The organism is Evansella cellulosilytica DSM 2522 (assembly GCF_000177235.2).
GTDB lineage: Bacteria > Bacillota > Bacilli > Bacillales > Salisediminibacteriaceae > Evansella > Evansella cellulosilytica.
Map to the genome: position 1 here is coordinate 1,408,084 of NC_014829.1, position 16,202 is coordinate 1,424,285.

19 protein-coding genes and 1 pseudogene are annotated in these 16,202 nt (G+C 34.3%); 18 read left to right on the forward strand and 2 right to left on the reverse strand.

Annotated elements, in window-relative coordinates; all coding sequences use genetic code 11:
- The first annotated feature begins 1 nt into the window (after nucleotide 1).
- From BCELL_RS06305 to BCELL_RS06355, 11 genes and pseudogenes are all read left to right on the forward strand, one after another.
- Nucleotides 2-853 carry a fumarylacetoacetate hydrolase family protein gene (locus tag BCELL_RS06305; RefSeq protein ID WP_013487847.1) on the forward strand — a complete coding sequence of 284 codons (852 nt, stop codon included), beginning with the start codon at nucleotides 2-4 and terminating at the stop codon, nucleotides 851-853.
- 17 nt (nucleotides 854-870) lie between these two features.
- Nucleotides 871-2,520, forward strand: a complete 1,650-nt coding sequence (gene ggt, locus BCELL_RS06310) for a gamma-glutamyltransferase (RefSeq protein WP_013487848.1) — start codon at nucleotides 871-873, stop codon at nucleotides 2,518-2,520.
- Between the two features lie 46 nt (nucleotides 2,521-2,566).
- The gene (locus tag BCELL_RS06315; RefSeq protein ID WP_013487849.1) at nucleotides 2,567-3,133 is read left to right on the forward strand and encodes a chromate transporter; all 567 of its coding nucleotides are present in this window, start codon (nucleotides 2,567-2,569) and stop codon (nucleotides 3,131-3,133) included.
- A gap of 2 nt (nucleotides 3,134-3,135) precedes the next feature.
- Nucleotides 3,136-3,666, forward strand: coding sequence for a chromate transporter (locus tag BCELL_RS06320; protein ID WP_013487850.1), 531 nt, complete (start codon nucleotides 3,136-3,138; stop codon nucleotides 3,664-3,666).
- Nucleotides 3,667-3,989: 323 nt separating this feature from the next.
- Nucleotides 3,990-4,751 (forward strand): class I SAM-dependent methyltransferase, encoded by a 762-nt coding sequence (locus BCELL_RS06325; RefSeq protein ID WP_013487851.1) that lies wholly within the window; start codon nucleotides 3,990-3,992, stop codon nucleotides 4,749-4,751.
- A gap of 105 nt (nucleotides 4,752-4,856) precedes the next feature.
- A complete protein-coding gene (locus tag BCELL_RS06330; protein WP_013487852.1) occupies nucleotides 4,857-5,147 on the forward strand; it encodes an RNA polymerase alpha subunit C-terminal domain-containing protein in 291 nt (96 codons plus the stop codon).
- Nucleotides 5,148-5,366: 219 nt separating this feature from the next.
- The gene (locus BCELL_RS06335) at nucleotides 5,367-6,155 is read left to right on the forward strand and encodes a PhzF family phenazine biosynthesis protein (protein ID WP_013487853.1); all 789 of its coding nucleotides are present in this window, start codon (nucleotides 5,367-5,369) and stop codon (nucleotides 6,153-6,155) included.
- A gap of 89 nt (nucleotides 6,156-6,244) precedes the next feature.
- The gene (locus tag BCELL_RS06340) at nucleotides 6,245-6,949 is read left to right on the forward strand and encodes a class I SAM-dependent methyltransferase (protein ID WP_013487854.1); all 705 of its coding nucleotides are present in this window, start codon (nucleotides 6,245-6,247) and stop codon (nucleotides 6,947-6,949) included.
- Between the two features lie 72 nt (nucleotides 6,950-7,021).
- Complete coding sequence (locus BCELL_RS06345) at nucleotides 7,022-7,585, forward strand: helix-turn-helix domain-containing protein (RefSeq protein ID WP_013487640.1); 564 nt, start codon at nucleotides 7,022-7,024, stop codon at nucleotides 7,583-7,585.
- A pseudogene (locus tag BCELL_RS06350) lies at nucleotides 7,549-8,412 on the forward strand (IS3 family transposase); the annotation flags it as partial. The gene BCELL_RS06345 and the pseudogene BCELL_RS06350, both read left to right, overlap by 37 nt.
- 217 nt (nucleotides 8,413-8,629) lie before the next feature.
- A complete protein-coding gene (locus BCELL_RS06355; protein WP_013487856.1) occupies nucleotides 8,630-9,124 on the forward strand; it encodes a CBO0543 family protein in 495 nt (164 codons plus the stop codon).
- A 62-nt stretch (nucleotides 9,125-9,186) separates the two neighbouring features.
- Here the strand turns inward: BCELL_RS06355 and BCELL_RS06360 are convergent, their stop codons facing one another.
- Both BCELL_RS06360 and BCELL_RS06365 read right to left on the reverse strand, forming a co-directional pair.
- Complete coding sequence (locus tag BCELL_RS06360; RefSeq protein WP_013487857.1) at nucleotides 9,187-9,801, reverse strand: hypothetical protein; 615 nt, start codon at nucleotides 9,799-9,801, stop codon at nucleotides 9,187-9,189.
- 217 nt (nucleotides 9,802-10,018) lie between these two features.
- Nucleotides 10,019-11,578 (reverse strand): alpha/beta hydrolase, encoded by a 1,560-nt coding sequence (locus BCELL_RS06365; RefSeq protein ID WP_013487858.1) that lies wholly within the window; start codon nucleotides 11,576-11,578, stop codon nucleotides 10,019-10,021.
- 191 nt (nucleotides 11,579-11,769) lie between these two features.
- Here BCELL_RS06365 and BCELL_RS06370 point away from each other — a divergent pair, with 191 nt between their 5' ends.
- The 7 genes from BCELL_RS06370 to BCELL_RS06400 all read left to right on the forward strand — a co-directional run bounded on the left by BCELL_RS06370 (nucleotide 11,770) and on the right by BCELL_RS06400 (nucleotide 16,065).
- Entirely contained in the window at nucleotides 11,770-12,978 is a 1,209-nt protein-coding gene (locus BCELL_RS06370; protein WP_013487859.1) for a saccharopine dehydrogenase family protein, read from the forward strand.
- A 139-nt stretch (nucleotides 12,979-13,117) separates the two neighbouring features.
- On the forward strand, nucleotides 13,118-13,420 hold the full coding sequence (locus BCELL_RS06375) for a TIGR04104 family putative zinc finger protein (protein ID WP_013487860.1): 303 nt from the start codon (nucleotides 13,118-13,120) through the stop codon (nucleotides 13,418-13,420).
- A 183-nt stretch (nucleotides 13,421-13,603) separates the two neighbouring features.
- Complete coding sequence (locus tag BCELL_RS06380) at nucleotides 13,604-13,792, forward strand: hypothetical protein (protein WP_013487861.1); 189 nt, start codon at nucleotides 13,604-13,606, stop codon at nucleotides 13,790-13,792.
- 88 nt (nucleotides 13,793-13,880) lie between these two features.
- Nucleotides 13,881-14,354, forward strand: a complete 474-nt coding sequence (locus tag BCELL_RS06385; RefSeq protein WP_013487862.1) for a ClbS/DfsB family four-helix bundle protein — start codon at nucleotides 13,881-13,883, stop codon at nucleotides 14,352-14,354.
- A 195-nt stretch (nucleotides 14,355-14,549) separates the two neighbouring features.
- Nucleotides 14,550-14,873 (forward strand): antibiotic biosynthesis monooxygenase family protein, encoded by a 324-nt coding sequence (locus BCELL_RS06390; RefSeq protein WP_013487863.1) that lies wholly within the window; start codon nucleotides 14,550-14,552, stop codon nucleotides 14,871-14,873.
- Between the two features lie 401 nt (nucleotides 14,874-15,274).
- The gene (locus BCELL_RS06395) at nucleotides 15,275-15,619 is read left to right on the forward strand and encodes a VOC family protein (RefSeq protein WP_013487864.1); all 345 of its coding nucleotides are present in this window, start codon (nucleotides 15,275-15,277) and stop codon (nucleotides 15,617-15,619) included.
- A gap of 125 nt (nucleotides 15,620-15,744) precedes the next feature.
- Nucleotides 15,745-16,065, forward strand: coding sequence for a hypothetical protein (locus BCELL_RS06400; protein ID WP_013487865.1), 321 nt, complete (start codon nucleotides 15,745-15,747; stop codon nucleotides 16,063-16,065).
- Nucleotides 16,066-16,202: the final 137 nt, after the last annotated feature.

Sequence of the window (16,202 nt, forward strand, 5' to 3'; positions counted from 1 at the left end):
CATGAAATTAGCGACATTAAAGGTTGGGACTAAAGAAAAAGCTGCACTAGCATTAGAAGATGGTTATGTACTACTAGAAACGATAAATAATCGCATAGGTGAAAATTGGAAAACAAATATACTTGAGCTTATAGAAGCAAATGAGGTTTTTGAATTAGCAAGTTGGTATGAAAGAGAAGGGAAATCGATTCTGTATGACACTGAAAAAATTCCTTCAGATAGTGTGCGGTTTGCACCGCTATATCGTCGTCCTCGTAAAATTTGGGGGGTTGGCTTGAATTACTTGGAAACATTGCCTGATCCTAGTGAAAAATATGCGCCTCCGGTTAGTTTTATGAAGCCAGATACAAGCATAATTGGATATGGCGATATTATACAAATCCCAGAAGGATCAACTAATACTACAGCAGAAGCGGAACTAGCTATCATTATTGGAAAAACGTGTAAAAATATAGAAGAAATAGATGCAGAAGATTATATTTTAGGCTACACAACAAGCCTAGATATGACAGAAGCAGATATACATGCTGAAAATCAGCGGTTTCTCACAAGAGCAAAAAGCTTTGACACCTTTTTTAGCTTTGGCCCATATTTACTCATAAATGAAGTAGATGATGTGTTAGGTCTAGAGGTGGAAACCTTGTTAAACGGAGAGGTTATCCACCGTAATAGCATCGCAAATATGAGGTATAGTCCAGCCTATATCGTTTCCTATCATTCTAAAGTGATGACTTTACTCCCTGGAGATATAATAATAACGGGAACACCTGGCCCAGTCGTAATTAGAAATGGAGATGTAGTGGAAGCAAGAATTACTCATTTTCCCTCTTTAATTAATCAAGTAAATGAGTAGTGAGAGGAGCTAGTAAAATGACAATTGACCATAAAACATCCTATCGTCCGACAACAATGTCGAAGAATGGCATGATTACTACCCCTCACTACTTAGCATCTCAAGCTGGAATGGCAGTTCTTCAAAATGGAGGTAATGCGATCGAAGCAGCTATTGCTGCAGCATCAACAATCTCTGTCGTTTATCCTCATATGAATAGCATTGGTGGAGATAATTTTTGGCTCATTTATGACGCAAAAAAGAAGAAGGTTTTAGGTTTAAATAGTAGTGGGAGGTCAGGAGAGAATGTATCAATCCCTTTGTATAAAGTAAAGGGATATGAAAAATCGATTCCAATAAGAGGTTACTTATCTGCTAATACGGTTCCCGGGGCTGTTGCTGGTTGGGAAGAAGCCTACAACTATTCACGGCATAAGCTCACTGGAGAATTTTCTTGGGAAACCTTACTTCAATCAGCTATTTCTTATGCGAGGGAGGGTTACCCAGTCACTCCAAGTCAACAGTATTGGACGGAGGTTAACATGGAAAATTCCCCTCTAAGATATTTACAAAGATTTGAAGAGTTTCGAAAAGTTTTTCTTAAAGAAGGAAAACCATACAAGACGGGTGAGATCTTGAAGCAACCAGACTTGGCAAATACGCTAGAGGAAATTTCTAAAAAGGGAGCGAGTGCTTTTTATAGTGGCTCTATCGCCCAAAAGATGATAGAAGACTTTGAAAGGAAAGGTGGATTACTCACAAGAAAAGATTTTGAAAATCACCGTTCTGATTGGGTGAACCCCATTTCGGTTAATTACCGAGGTTTTACTGCTTATAACCTGCCTCCAAATACACAAGGATTTGCTTCACTATCCATATTAAATATTTTAAATCATTTTGATTTCTCCAATGTGAAAGAAAACTCGACGGAATACTTTCACTTAATGATTGAGGCTACAAAACGTGCTTTTATGGATCGCGATACATGGTTATGTGACCCCACTTTCACCTCTATTCCTATAGATGACCTTCTATCAACAAAAAGAGGAAAAGAGCTTGCTGGAACGATAGACTTTCAATCTACTTGTAAACGTGAAAATGCACTTGATCCAAAGGGAGACACAGTTTGGTTTGGAGTCGTGGATAAAGAGGGAAATGCCGTTTCTTTTATCCAAAGTATATACCACGAATTTGGTTCAGGAATTATACCTAAAGGGACAGGAGTTCTACTACAAAATAGAGGCAGTTTTTTTTCTTTAGATCCTAATCATATTAATTGTTTAGAGCCTAAGAAGAGATCATTTCATACGTTAAATCCAGCTATGCTGCTAAAGAATGAAAAGCCTTATCTTGTATATGGATCAATGGGAGGTGAGGGGCAGCCGCAAACACAAGCAGCCCTAGTAACGAGAATAATAGACTATGGGAATAGTGTGCAGGCAGCAATCGAAGCACCGCGCTGGTTATATGGGAGAACATGGGGAGTCGTTTCCAATGATGTAAAGGTGGAAGCACGTATATCCTCTACAGTCATAGAAGATCTAAAGATACTAGGGCATCCGATAAAAAAAGTAGAGGACTTTACAGATGTGATGGGGCATGCTGGAGCAATTATGCTAGACCCTGTTAGTAAGGTGAAATACGGGGGGGCAGACCCTCGAGGTGATGGAGCTGCACTTGGTTATTAATAGCTAAAAGGTGTCAGAATTATTAAACCTAGAAAGAAGGTAAATAATGAAGGTGCAATGGGAACTTTTTGTTGCGTTTTTTCGGTCTGGGATTTTAGGGTTTGGAGGTGGTCCATCTGCCATTCCTTTAGTAAAAAAAGAAGTTGTAGATATATTCAAGTGGATGAATGAGGATGAATTTAGTGATGTTCTTGCATTAGGGAACGCATTACCAGGTCCAATAAATACGAAAATAGCTGGTTACATTGGTTATCGAGTAGGTGGTTATATTGGCTTAATTACTGCAGTATGCGCATCTATCGTTCCGTCGATTCTTCTAATGATACTCTTTTTAACGACATTAGCTGTTTATAAAGATGAGCCGTGGGTAGGTGGAATGACAAATGGGGTTATTCCTGTTGTAACGATCATGCTTGCTGTACTTACATGGGAGTTTTTTAAAAATGCAAAAAAAGGTATTGGTTGGAAATTGAGTATATCTATTCTTACTATTAGCTTCCTTTTAGTAGAGTTGCTCCACGTACACCCAGCAGTGATTATAGGATTGCTGCTTGTTTATGTCATAGTGAAGCGAGAGAAGACCGATAAGAAAAATATAGCTGGGAGGGCGTAGGAATGACATACGTAGAAATCTTTCTAGCCTTTTTTATACCTGGAATTGTTGGTTACGGTGGTGGCCCAGCATCTATCCCTCTTGTTGAATATGAAGTGGTGCATCGCTACAATTGGATGAATGTTGAACAGTTCAGTGAAATATTAGCATTTGGAAATGCATTACCTGGACCAATTGCTACGAAAATGGCTGGTTATATTGGATATGAAGTAGGAGGACCGTTCGGTGCTTTTGTAGGGGTTTTTGCTACAGTAGCCCCATCACTATTGTTAATGATTTTTTTGTTGAGGATATTATATAAATTTAAAAATTCACCAAAAGTAAAAGAAATGACAGCTCTCATTAGACCTACTATTGCCATGCTACTCGGTGTATTAGCCTTTCGCTTTCTAGAAACATCGTACCTTTATACAGGCATAGGGCATACCGTTTTTCTTTTGATAATGAGTCTATTATTATTAGAAAAATGGAAAATACATCCTTCTATTGTCATTGTAGGAGGATTGGTTTATGGAGCTGTGTTTTTAAGCTAGGAAATAGAAAAGAATAGACAGTCAGAATCTGAGAGTTTATAAGGAAAAGACCGAGTCAGTATCTAAAGGTCCATAATAGATCTTTGGATACTGATTCTTTATATTTCATGATGTGTAGAATGATAAGATAGTATTAATCATTAGATTTATAGAAAATTAATGCAACAATAATCAAGTTTTGCACTTTTTCAGCGGAGCCACACCTCTTTACCTGTTAGAAAAAATAAAATAGCATTTTCAGTTTTTTCTAAAAACTGGTAAAAGTATGTTAAGCAAAAGTGAGGTTTCTTGAAGGAATCATAAAACAAAAAAGGAGAATAGGTATGTTCGGTTATTACAATAAACTTTCTTCAGAAGTTTATAATATGGACAAATATATTGGACTTTCTTTTGGTGACGTTGAATTTTATCGAGATAGATTAGCTTCTTGTAAGGGGAGCATTCTTGAACCTGGGGTTGGTACGGGTAGAATCCTTATTCCACTTTTAGAAATAGGATTGAAAGTTGATGGCTTCGATGTTTCTCAAGAAATGTTAGAAATATGCCGTTACAACTGTGAAGAAAGAGGGTTAACTCCAAGTATATTTAAAGGACATATGGAGACCTTTTCAATAGATAAAAAATATGAAGCTATTATCGTCCCAACTGGAACATTTTTATTGTTACACAAAAGAGAAGATGCGATTAAAGCATTAAAAAATTTCTATAACCATCTCAATCATGGTGGCAGGTTAATTGTAGATACTTTTTTACAAACTGACTTTTCTAGTGGCAAAATATCAACAAGAACGTGGGAAACGAGTAGTGGCGATATCATTACATTGGATACTAAAGTCGTTGAAGTTGACTATATTAACCAATACACATTATCTCATAATCGCTATGAAAAATGGAGACAAGGTGAACTCATACATACAGAATTAGAACGATTCCCACTACGATGGTTTGGTATCGAAGAGTTTAAAGCGATTCTTGAAAAAATTGGGTTTGAGAACATAATAATTTCAGCAGATTACAAGTTCGAACAGTATCCAACTCATTCAAATCAAATCGTAACATTCGAAGCTACTGTAAATAAGAAGTAGGAATCGAATAGGGGTATTACTAGGTACTTATAAGCTTTGTCGGAGTGCATGAAATGTTTACAAATAGTTTATTTTGTCCGAATGAAATAAATTGGAGGGGTTCTTATGTCATCTGAAAAATACTTAATGATCTGTGAAAAAGGACATAAGTATTATAAAAGTAGTGATTGTACAAGTTGTCCAACTTGTGATAAAGAGAAAAAACCTGATAGTGGCTTCCTATCGAAACTAAGTTCACCAGCCAGAAATGCCTTAATTCATGAGAAGATTGATACTTTACCAAAGCTCTCAAAGTATACTGAAAAAGAAATTCTTAAAATTCATGGTATTGGACCAGCTTCGTTACCCAATCTAAGAGCTTCATTAAAAGAAGCAGGGCTATCATTTGAAAAATAATAGGTGCTTTTGGCAAATAAGAACCGTCCCTATTTGCCGGATATGGTATTCATAGAGAAGAAGTTGTACATAAACCTAGTGGAATACAAATCAACGTTGTTTCTATGAGGAAAGATCTTTCGTTTTCAATCTATTGGAGTAAGTAGAAAAGGCTAATGCTTCTCCTAGTCAATATACAAGGTGTTCTATTTAAAATTATGATCATTGGAGGGGAATAAGATGAAATACTTTGTAGTAGATGCTTTTGCTGATAAGATTTTTGAAGGAAATCCGGCTGGAGTATGTATCATGAATGACTGGATTTCAGATGAACTTATGCAAAAAATAGCCATGGAAAATAATTTATCGGAAACAGCCTTCGCAGTTAAAGATGCAGATTATTATCAGTTAAGATGGTTTGCGCCGGGAGGAGAAGTGAACCTTTGTGGGCACGCGACGTTAGCAACGGCATTTGTCATTCTCAATTACTATGAAAAGCAATTAGATTCTGTTAAGTTTAACACCATTAGTGGTGAATTAACCGTTAATAAACAAGATGATTTATATGAGTTAGACTTCCCTTCCGTTCCATCAGAAGAAATTTCTATTACTGATCAAATGATCAACGCTTTGGGGACTGTGCCAAAAGAGGCTTGGTTAAATAGAGATCTTGTATTCATACTAGAGTCAGAGGAAGAAGTGAAAAACGTTAATCCTGATTTTGCTCTTTTAGAAAGATTGCCAGATGGTTTAGGTGTATGTGTTACAGCAGAAGGAAGTAAATTTGATTTTGTTTCGAGAGCGTTTTTTCCAAAGCTAAAAGTGAACGAAGATCCAGTTACTGGTTCCTTGCACTGTAGCCTCATTCCGTTATGGACAATTAGACTAGGGAAAGAGGAAATGGTTGCAAGACAAATATCAACTCGAGGTGGAACGCTTTACTGTAAACATGAAGATACACGAGTAAAAATTGCTGGGAGAGCAGCCCTTTATTCGATAGCTGAATTATATATTGCAGAAAATAAGTAGTGAATACATGACGGGACTCAGAAGTCATCATTTATATACTAGAGCGGACAAGTGGAAATTGAATTGAAGGATAAGGTGGTGAGGCTTATATGAGTAGAATTGACTATATACGGAAAGAAGAAAAGAAATATCATGATTTTTGTTATGAAAACTACAAATTATTTGAGGAAGGTTCATGGCTATACAAACCAGTTAAAACAGTGATTGATTTACTAACATTGTTCAAAGGTAAATCTAATCTTAAAGTGCTTGATTTAGGCTCAGGGGTGGGAAGAAATAGTATCCCAATTGCACAAGAAATAAAAAATAATAATGGAAAAGTAGTCTGTGTAGATTTATTAGATTCTGCACTAAATAAATTAAAAATTTATAGTAGAGAGTATGAAGTAGATGGAGTAATCGAAACTATAAAAGCAGATATAGGGAACTACAACATTGCTAAAGATGAATATAATTTAATTATTGCTGTTTCTACATTAGAGCATGTTGAATCAGATGATGCATTTGAAAATGTAATTCAAAGAATGGCATTAGGAACAAAAAGTGATGGATTAAACTGTATCATCGTTAATTCTGAAGTAGAAGAAATCGACATAAATACAGGTGAGAACTTAGATGTGATGATGGAAGTAAATATGAAAACTAGTGACATGATAAATAAATTAAGGCAGAGTTATGATGGTTGGGAATTAGTAAACCAATTAGTAAAACCTTTAGAATATAAAATTGTTCGTGATGAAAAGGATGTATTGTTAAAAACAAAAGCAATCACTTTCGTTGTTAGAAAGCAATGAGGTGAAAGGGGACGGTTCTGTAGTGCACCCCAAAAGTTAGAGTGAAAAATCTAACTTTTGGGGTGTTTATTTATGCCTAAATACAATGATGAATTAAAGATTAAAGTCGTTAAAGAATATCAAGAAGGAATTCTAGGCTTCAGGCGTCTAGCCAAAAAGCATCATATTAAATCAAAATCATTGGTTGAAAGATGGGTGAAGATATATGAGAAGTTCGGAGAAGAAGGAATAAAAAGTAATGGGCATAAGGGAACTTATTCTGTTCAATTTAAGCTAGATGTATTAAGCTTTATTAAAAGAACAGGAACTTCAGAAACCCAAACAGCCCTCCATTTTGGGTTAGATAGTCCCACTTTAATTGCTTCATGGAAAAAATCTTTTCGTGAAGATAAGGCTGAAGCCCTGGATCGAACGAGAGGACGAGGTACCATGTCTGATAGACCTAAGAACAAAAACAAGAAAAATATAAATGAAAAAGAACTTACAAACGAGCAACGGTTAGAGAGGGAAAATGAGCTTCTTCGTTTGGAGGTAGAGTATTTAAAAAAGTTGCAAGCTTTTCGGGCAAACCCGGAGGATTATCTCGAAAAGCACAAGCAGCGTTATCATTCGAACTCAAAGAAGAGTTCAAATTAAAAGATGTTTTACAAGTAGTGGGAATACCAGAATCCTCTTACCATTATCATATAAAAGTGATGAAGAAAGACAACCCAGATCAGGCACTTGAAGAGTTAATCCAATCCATCTTCGATGAGCACAACGGGAATTATGGTTATCGTCGCATTCATCTAGAATTGAGAAACCAAGGTTACCAAATTAATCACAAGAAGGTTCAACGCATCATGCAAAAATTAGGACTTAAAGTAACTAAGTTCTATAGAAAATCACGCAAGTATAGTTCTTACAAAGGTCCTGTGGGCAAAGTAGCCCCAAACCGTATAAATCGCCGTTTTCATACGACTGTATCCCATCAGAAACTAACTACAGATATCACAGAATTAAAATGTTTAGGTGGGGCGAAATTATATTTAAATCCAATTATGGACTTGTTTAATAGTGAAATACTTTCGTTTGGAATCAGCACGCGTCCAAATCTTCAACTTGTGTTAGAACCTTTAGTAGAAACCCTTGAAATCATAAAGGATGCAAAGTATAGAACAACCCTTCACTCAGATCAAGGTTGGCATTATCAACATAAAAATTGGGTGGGACTCCTTAAAGAAAATAACGTTTTTCAGAGTATGTCTAGAAAAGGTAATTGTTTGGATAATTCGCCAATGGAGAACTTTTTTGGTCTACTAAAGCAAGAAATATATCACGGAGAGGCTTTGTGTACTTACGAAGAATTAAAAGGAAAAATCGAAGATTATATAGATTACTATAATCACAAGCGCATTAAAAAGAAATTAGCTGGGAAGAGTCCGGTTCAATACCGCCTCCACACCAGCCAATTAGTAGCTTAATATAAAACTCTAACTTTAAGGGGTCACAACATTCTCGTTTGCCAATGCAAACGAGAACCGTCCCTCTTTGCCCAATTAGTAAAACCTTTTGAATCTTTTTGGTCAGTGTTACATTTGAATAAGCAAAAATTATTGAACTGAAGGGTACTTATGAAAAAATACATAAGATGTCTTTAGTATAGGCACTCTAATAAGAAAAAGGAGGAGTGCATTATTTATGAAGAATAATAAATCACAAAGACAATTTTTGTTAATCGCATTCATATTAAATTTAGTGTTGCTTGTTCCACTAGCTCTAAGAAAGCCACCAGTAAAAGATTGGGTTATAGTTTATTTATTTAATGCTTTAACAAATGGTATTATAGATAATGTTTTATCGAAGAAAAAAATCATTAAGTATCCAATAAAGTTATTTCCCAAGATATTTGATACCCACGAGTTATTTGATTTTCTTCTTTATCCTACGTTTACAATTTTATATAATCAAATAACTTATAAGGATAAGGTAGGTTCAATTATTTACAAACTCTTTCTTATTACCACACCAGCATTTTTTATTGAACTTTGGGCAACACGAAACACTGATTTAGTGAAATGGAGTAAAAAATGGAAATGGTACCATACCTATTTTAGTATTATACTAAAATCATTATTCACAAGATTAATTATAGGGTCTATAAGAGGTATAGAAAGTAAACAAAGTACTGGGTGATAGGGTGAAAAGGGACGGTTCTCGTTTGCCAATGCAAACGAGAACCGTCCCTCTTTGCCCACTTAATCTATTACTTCTGCTTCAATCGATATAATCTTATATGCGCCATCGACATTTTCAACATAGATGACTATATTTTCCTTGACTGATAAACGATCACCACTGGAAATTTCAATTACACTCGTTTCTGTAGTACCCATATAAGTAAAACTTTCCGTATCCTCTAACTCACCTAAAAGTATTGTTTCTTCACTAAAATTAATTTCCATATCCTTGTATGTGTTTGGAGTATACAATATATCATATCCATTGTTATGATATGTTTCATAATCATAAAATATATCCTTATAAAGATTCAAAAACTCTTCTTCAGTATTAGTAACAAATACAGTGTTCAGTGTAGTAAGCATTCTACGTGCTTCCTCTTTGTATTTTTCAATCAAAGCTGATTCATCGGTATCATCTTCGTTTTCTGTTGCAGCTACATTATCATTAGAATCTTCCTCTTCTATAGCCTCATCATCTTCAACAGCTTCCTCTTCTTCGATAGCTGGTGTTTCAGTTTCTTCAGCAGTTACGGATGGTTCGGCGTTTGCTTCATTTTCCTCTTGAGATAAACAAGCAACGAGTGTCGTAGCTACTATAATGATAAAGGTTACCATAAATAATTTTTTCATTTTAACATCCTCCATTTTTAAGTTTCATTGCTGGTCCCAGTACATCTTCATACTTTCTAATATACTTTGAAACAATAAGGTAATTTAAGAATAATGCTACGAAAACCTTACATAAGAACTATAACTTAGTGCCCATTACACTAACATTACAAAAGTCACTAAAAATCGTCAAAATTTTTAGTGGCTTAGAAAATCAAGGAGTATAACAAAGCGAATATTATTTTAGATTTAGCAATTTATTTTTATAATATTCGTAATCTTTATAGGACTCAGTGTCTAATAGTATAGGAAGAAGTTGCTCATAATATTTTTTAGAGATTGGGTTATATTTAATTAAAATTTTTAACAATGTTTTAGTGGAAGAAGGATCTTTGCTAATAGGGTTCACTAACAGAGACTGACAAATCTTACTGATCCTTTCTTCAATAGAGTTTCTGATGTAAATGACCCAATCTTCATAAAATTCCTTACATAAAACTATAGGAAGGTATTCAAATGTAGTTAAAGCCATTTGAAGTTTTACCTTATCATCAGCTTCTTTTTCTATATTGCTTATCACTTTTTCTAGTTCAAGTAAATCCATGTTAACGTCTGTATTAAGGGATATACTATGACGATCAATTGTAAAAAAGTTATCGAAGGAAGACTCTGTTCCTTGTTCGATCATAGATTTAATATGGTTTATAGATACCCGAAGATAGTTTTGGGCTTTTATTATGTCGCAATCTGGCCAAAATACATCGTATAATTCTTCACGTGTAACCCTTTTATGATAAATAATGTAAGCGATAATTTGTTTCGCTTTCCTCTGATTCCACTTTCCTACAATTTCTATCCCTTGAATCGACAGTTTAAAGGAATCTAGCACATGTAACTGTACGTATGAGGATTTACTGTTTGAAAATTTACTATCTAGGATAGAGTATAGTGCGGTTTGAAGTTTATCCGTGTACGTATACCTTACCGGTGGTAGATCATTTGACAAATTATGAATAAAATCAATTGTATTTTTAGTAAATTCTTTAGGTTGATCAATCATAATCGCATTAGATGAATTAGGTATGATGAAAAAGCGATGATTGATCATATAATGTTTACTCATCATATGAAGTTCTGGAGGATATAAAACATCGTATTCACCAACTAAAATGAGTTTTGGGACAGTAATCTTCTCTAATTCCTCCGGCGAATAAGAAAAGACAGCACGAGAAATTAATGTGAAAAAATCTAAGTATGCGTCAGGGCGAATTTGTTTATAGATTTTTATAAGCCTTTCAACCTTACTATCTGTTGAAGGATAGCAAATATTTTTTGCTATAGGTAAAATAATGTCTTCAATCTTATCGGACATATTCCTTGAAACTCTATTTTCAACCTCTTGATTACCCATTTCTTTTGGGACAAAAATAGGGGTGGAAATAAGGATAAGTGAATTAACATATTTTCTTCTCTTTGCAAGTTCTAAACAAAAGTTCCCTCCACCAGAGTGGCCGCCACAATGAAGCTCTTCTATACCTAATTTCACTAGTAAAAAGTCGAGGTCATCCACTAAAAGGTCCCAAGAAAAAGGTTTCTCATTCAGCGCATAGCTTTTACCATGTTCTCTAATGTCAAATCGCAGAACATTAAAAGAATCGTGCAAATATGTTATAGACTCATCCCAAGTAGTCATATCAAGCCCTAAGCCGTGTACTAGAAGAAGCGTTTCAGCTCCTTGTTTACTCGACTTAATGTACTCATAATGAATGGCAGAATTAGCTGTTTTAATCATATTCATGCTGTTAACCTCTTTGTATGTTTGTTATTTTGTAGTTTTTTCTTATATTTTATCATAATAAGTCGGAATGAGGAGATTTTCTTAACGCTCTTTACTTACTTATTTTGTACCAGAAAAATGGAAAGTGATGTTAAAATATAGGGGGAATTTAAGTAGTCAATTACTGAAAGGGGGCTATAATTTGGGGGGGAATGCTTGCAGGAGGCGGCGATACAGAACAAAGCCTATTCATAGATAAAGAATTACATTTAACTTATATGAATATGAAGCGAGGTCTTCAAATGAAAAATATTTTAGTAATTGGTGGATACGGGCAAGTTGGTAGTGTGATCTGTAAAGCTTTGTCGCACTTTTATCCTAAAAAAGTTATGGCTGCGGGTAGAAATATTGAAAAAGCAAAGAACTTTTCTTTATCAATGGATGGGAACGTTCTACCTTTAGAATTAGATATTTATCATGTCGATGCAACTGATGAAGTATTTCAATCAACACAGTTAGTAATCATGTGTCTTGACCAAAAGAATACTAGCTTTGTTGAAAAGTGTATTCAAAATAAAGTTAATTATATAGATATTTCCCCATCTTATAAAATTTTATCAAGCATTGAAAGGCTGAATACTAAAGCGCATAAATCAGGGATAACTATAGTATTAGGAGTAGGCTTAGCCCCTGGTCTAACTAATTTAATGGTAAAAAAGATAATCGCCGAACTTGATATAGTTAACAAAACAGATATGTATTTAATGCTTGGAATTGGTGAAAAGCATGGGAATGATGGCGTTGAGTGGTTGCTAAATAATATTAATGACAAATATGCGATAACTGAACATGGACATAAGCGAAAAGTAAGTAGCTTTACGGAAGGAAAACATGTTGATCTACCTAAACAGTATGGGAAAAGGAAAGCTTATAGATTTAACCTTGCTGATCAACATATTATTTCAAAAACGCTCGAAGTAGAAAATGTATCAACTCGATTTTTCTATGATTCCGCTTTTACAACAAATGCTTTAGCAATACTAAAAAAAATCGGTGTATTTAAGCTATTAAGCTATAAGCACTTCAAAAAGATGTTTGTAAAAATATTTGTTGGCACTTTACATATATTTGATAAGCTAAACATTGGTTCAGAGGATTATTTAGTAAAGGCTGAAGTGTGTGGAGAAAGGAAGGGGAAAGAAGTAACGATTGAATCAGTACTATTTGGTTCAAATAATACTGCGATTACAGGTAATGTTGCTTCAATTATAGCAATGAAGTTAATCGAAAATAAATACGCATCGGGTGTATACTACTCAGAGCAGCTTTTTGAATTAGATGAAATATTATCACATTTAGATGAAGAAATCCTTTATACCTACGAGATGAAGGTCGTGAATGAACAGGTGAGAGGTAGTTAAAAAGGTATCTTCACCTAAACCGAGTTGGGCATCGTTTCGTATTAAGAATAACCCGTTTAGCGATTGTTTAGCATGTAAACTTGTGGGTTCATGTTAAAATGTATGTACATAACTTGTTGAATTGGAGGAGGTTTATTTTATGAGACTGCCTTCTTGCTGGAGCTGTCAGTATCGATTTAAATGGAAAGAGCTACTATTTAAATTCAGGAAGATTGAATGTCCTAGCTGTCGTGAGCATCAACACGTCACGAGAAGAAAACAACGGCAAACGCAAGTACTAACACTATTTCTCACCATGCTTACCATTGTCGGCATTCACTTTATTTATAGTTATTCAGCTATAGGAGCACTTCTCTATGGTGTAGCCATCCTACTTATTACGCTAGTATTTTCTCCGTTTCTCTCAGAATTTACTGAAAAAGAGGAGCAGTTATTTAAGTAGCTTTTGATGGAATAATATATATGTGTAGTTAAACTAAATTGACGTAAATAGAATGAAGGGTTGCCATGTTGCGACTCTCTTTTTTTGTCCAAAAATTGGCAAATAGTGTTAAACTAAAAGGGAGTCTACAAAAAAGCTAATATGTGTAAACGGGTAATGGGCATATTAAATGGAGGAAATTTAATGAAAAATAAACTATTACTAATAATTTTATTATCATGTATTTTAGGTTCGGCGCTAATAAGTAGTTTAGCATGGCTTACTTATACTTTTAAAGCTACATTCTACGGTATAGCACTGGCAGTATTAGTTATTACTGGATTTGTCTATTTCTCTGAGTATTTTAGAAGAGGGAAAGAACGGAATATATAATTTTCTTTCTTTAACTAGGGAAAAAACGGTTTTTCATATAATCGGATACACTGCATTAAGAAGTCTGGTAGAAAAAGGTGGATATTTCATGAATGTTAATAGTGAAAAAGAAATACTGTTATTGGATAGTGAAAAAAACTTTACTTCATTACTTAGGATAGTAGAAGAGATTCCTAGCAGAAAAAGAGGAACTTCTATCGAAACGAAGGAAAGAGATAAAAATTTTCGTGATGTACTTATGCATTTGTATGAATGGCATGCAATGCTAGAGAGATGGTATAGAGAAGGCATGCATGGAGACTCTCCTCATATGCCAGCACCCGGTTATAAATGGCGTACTATCAAACTGCTTAATATGAAAATATGGGAAGACTATCAAGATGTGAAATTAAATCAAGCTATAAATAAATTGAAGCTAAGTCATGAAAGAGTAATGGATCTAATTAAATCACATACCAATGAAGAAATCATGACAAAAAAATACTACCGTTGGACTAAAACAAGTAATCTATACAGCTATTTCGCAGCAAACACTACCAATCATTACATCTGGGCCATTTAAAAATGTAAGGCTATTGCTCAATTAATAGAAGATGGGGAGGATAAGGAAAAGTGAGTCGCCATCTGCCCATGAGCAAAAGAAAAAGTGAGTGAAGGTAAGATGGGGAGTCGCCAGTCTACTATGATCGAAGAAAAACAAGTGCGTATGTTCAGTTTCATGCATAAAGTAAAGAGTAATAAAAGGGGGATTTTATAAATGAACGGTAAAGGGGAAAAGCAATCACCATATTATGCAGTTATATTTACTTCACAGAGAACTAAAGGTGACAATGGTTATGGGGAAATGGCAAAAGTAATGGAGGAGTTAGCTTCAAAAGAACAAGGGTTTTTAGGGATTGAGAGTGCAAGAGACAGTCAGTTAGGTATTACTGTTTCATATTGGGAAACGTTAGATGATATTAAGAGATGGAAAGAAAATTCAGCTCATAAGGTAGCGCAAGAAAAGGGGAAAGCAGAATGGTACAAAAATTATAGTGTTCGAGTTTGTAAAGTTGAAAGAGATTATTCTTTTGAAGATTGATGTAGTTGTATTCTCAGATATATGAGTATAAATATGAGTTGCAGTGTTGCGCTCTTTTTTTTATACAGAAAACATTCTGAATTTTCGCTGTTTATAAAAAGTATAATTTGAATTAAACTTCCATTAACGTTTTTTATTATAGGGCTAATCATCGATTATATTGAGACATCAGTTGATTAAGGATTGAACAATATTAAATCACTAAATAAATAGTGTAGTATTAGCATAAGTTTAGCAATTAACAAAATTCTAGCAATAATTCCGAAATAACGAGGTATATCTGCAACAATTTTAACTGATTTAACGTCAGTAATAAATAAGTGATTTCAAAGGATTTGTTTAATCTAGGCAAACCGTACGTAGAGTCAAAAGTTAAAATTAGTCATTTTTGGAGTGATACTATGTCATTTATTGAGAGAGAAATTGGTGCAGTATTTTTAGCGGTTAAAGATATTGAGAAAGCGAAGGATTGGTATAATGATTTACTCGGGATCGAGGAGAATATAGACATTCAATTTGGTCATCTTTATGTCATTCCAAGCTCAAATCTAGTTTTGGACAGTAAGATTTATTCGAAGCGGCATCAAGGGGAAGCACCTCTATTTCATTTTAATACGAAGAATATTCAAATGGCCTATGAAGAATGTAAGAAAAAGAATGTCGAGATATTAACAGATATAGAACATGGACAATGGTTTAATTTTCGCGACCCGGATGGGAACGTTCTGATGATTTGTCAATGTTAACAGATAGAGTATGGAGAGTGTCACCATAGCCCAAAACTTTAGAGAGGAATATCCAAAGCAGATTTTAGAAATTTAAATATCTGTATTGGAAAATCGGAGACACTAGCGAAGTGGAGTGTGAGAAGATGTTTGTTAAAATTTACATTTATCATATTAAAAGAGATAAAACAGAAGAGTATTTTCGGATACAAGAAAAAGCGCGTGAAATTTACAGGAAGTTTATTGATTCTGAAACAACCTATTTACAAAGTAGATCAGATACTACAAAGTGGATCGAGATCACTAAATATAGAAGTGAGGAAGAATATGATAAAGGCATTGCACTAATTAATACAGAAAAGGAAATACAGGAATTATTTAAATCGTTTCAATCTATTCTAGTAGATCGGAAGAGAGAAATAGTAGAAGAAAACTTTATAGAGGTTATGAATACAAGTATTTTGTAAATTTTATTGTAACTAAAAGGGTATTAAACTATTTTTATTGATTTTTTAATATAGAAGTAAATGACTTTATATAAGTAAAAATAGCAAAATACGATTAGGCTGTTTTTTCAACAAATCAGCATAGGAGATTTACATCA

Bases quoted from the DNA above. Each gene is read 5' to 3' on its own strand.
- BCELL_RS06305 (WP_013487847.1), top strand. From the start codon at position 2: ATGAAATTAGCGACATTAAAGGTTGGGACTAAAGAAAAAGCTGCACTA.
- ggt (WP_013487848.1), top strand. From the start codon at position 871: ATGACAATTGACCATAAAACATCCTATCGTCCGACAACAATGTCGAAG.
- BCELL_RS06315 (WP_013487849.1), top strand. From the start codon at position 2,567: ATGAAGGTGCAATGGGAACTTTTTGTTGCGTTTTTTCGGTCTGGGATT.
- BCELL_RS06320 (WP_013487850.1), top strand. From the start codon at position 3,136: ATGACATACGTAGAAATCTTTCTAGCCTTTTTTATACCTGGAATTGTT.
- BCELL_RS06325 (WP_013487851.1), top strand. From the start codon at position 3,990: ATGTTCGGTTATTACAATAAACTTTCTTCAGAAGTTTATAATATGGAC.
- BCELL_RS06330 (WP_013487852.1), top strand. From the start codon at position 4,857: ATGTCATCTGAAAAATACTTAATGATCTGTGAAAAAGGACATAAGTAT.
- BCELL_RS06335 (WP_013487853.1), top strand. From the start codon at position 5,367: ATGAAATACTTTGTAGTAGATGCTTTTGCTGATAAGATTTTTGAAGGA.
- BCELL_RS06340 (WP_013487854.1), top strand. From the start codon at position 6,245: ATGAGTAGAATTGACTATATACGGAAAGAAGAAAAGAAATATCATGAT.
- BCELL_RS06345 (WP_013487640.1), top strand. From the start codon at position 7,022: ATGCCTAAATACAATGATGAATTAAAGATTAAAGTCGTTAAAGAATAT.
- BCELL_RS06355 (WP_013487856.1), top strand. From the start codon at position 8,630: ATGAAGAATAATAAATCACAAAGACAATTTTTGTTAATCGCATTCATA.
- BCELL_RS06360 (WP_013487857.1), bottom strand. From the start codon at position 9,801: ATGAAAAAATTATTTATGGTAACCTTTATCATTATAGTAGCTACGACA.
- BCELL_RS06365 (WP_013487858.1), bottom strand. From the start codon at position 11,578: ATGAATATGATTAAAACAGCTAATTCTGCCATTCATTATGAGTACATT.
- BCELL_RS06370 (WP_013487859.1), top strand. From the start codon at position 11,770: ATGCTTGCAGGAGGCGGCGATACAGAACAAAGCCTATTCATAGATAAA.
- BCELL_RS06375 (WP_013487860.1), top strand. From the start codon at position 13,118: ATGAGACTGCCTTCTTGCTGGAGCTGTCAGTATCGATTTAAATGGAAA.
- BCELL_RS06380 (WP_013487861.1), top strand. From the start codon at position 13,604: ATGAAAAATAAACTATTACTAATAATTTTATTATCATGTATTTTAGGT.
- BCELL_RS06385 (WP_013487862.1), top strand. From the start codon at position 13,881: ATGAATGTTAATAGTGAAAAAGAAATACTGTTATTGGATAGTGAAAAA.
- BCELL_RS06390 (WP_013487863.1), top strand. From the start codon at position 14,550: ATGAACGGTAAAGGGGAAAAGCAATCACCATATTATGCAGTTATATTT.
- BCELL_RS06395 (WP_013487864.1), top strand. From the start codon at position 15,275: ATGTCATTTATTGAGAGAGAAATTGGTGCAGTATTTTTAGCGGTTAAA.
- BCELL_RS06400 (WP_013487865.1), top strand. From the start codon at position 15,745: ATGTTTGTTAAAATTTACATTTATCATATTAAAAGAGATAAAACAGAA.